The sequence below is a fragment of the Streptomyces naganishii JCM 4654 genome (genome assembly GCF_014650575.1).
Classification (GTDB): Bacteria; Actinomycetota; Actinomycetes; order Streptomycetales; family Streptomycetaceae; genus Streptomyces; species Streptomyces naganishii.
Genome location: NZ_BMVF01000075.1, coordinates 1 through 518, shown reverse-complemented (window position 1 = coordinate 518; position 518 = coordinate 1). Strand labels below are relative to the sequence as shown.

At 70.8% G+C, this 518-nt stretch carries 1 protein-coding gene; it reads right to left on the bottom strand.

Features of this window, described 5'->3' with window-relative positions; all coding sequences use genetic code 11:
* A partial coding sequence (locus IE217_RS34425; protein ID WP_190181888.1) for a beta-ketoacyl synthase N-terminal-like domain-containing protein occupies nt 1–518 on the bottom strand: 518 nt, incomplete at both ends.

Below are 518 nucleotides of genomic sequence, written 5' to 3'. Positions count from 1 at the left end.
CCGTCCTGGTTGATGGCCGAGCCCCGGACCACCGCGAGGACCGGATGCCCGTTGCGGCGGGCGTCGGAGAGCCGCTCCACCAGGAGCATGCCCGCGCCCTCGCCCCAGCCGGTGCCGTCCGCACCCGCCGCGAACGCCTTGCACCGCCCGTCCACCGCAAGACCACGCTGCCGGCTGAAATCGACGAACGTCTCCGGCGTGGCCATCACCGCCACCCCACCGGCCAACGCCAGATCACACTCACCACCACGCAGCGCCTGCGCCGCCAGATGCAACGCCACCAACGACGACGAACACGCCGTGTCCACCGTCACCGCCGGCCCCTCAAGACCCAGCGTGTACGCCACCCGGCCCGACGCGATACTGCCCGCGTTCCCCGTCCCGATATAGCCCTCGACCCCGTCCGGGAACTCCTGCAACCCGGCCAGATAGTCGTGATACATCACACCCGCGAACACACCCGTCCGGCTGCCCCGCACCGACAACGGATCGATCCCCGCCCGCTCGAACGCCTCCCA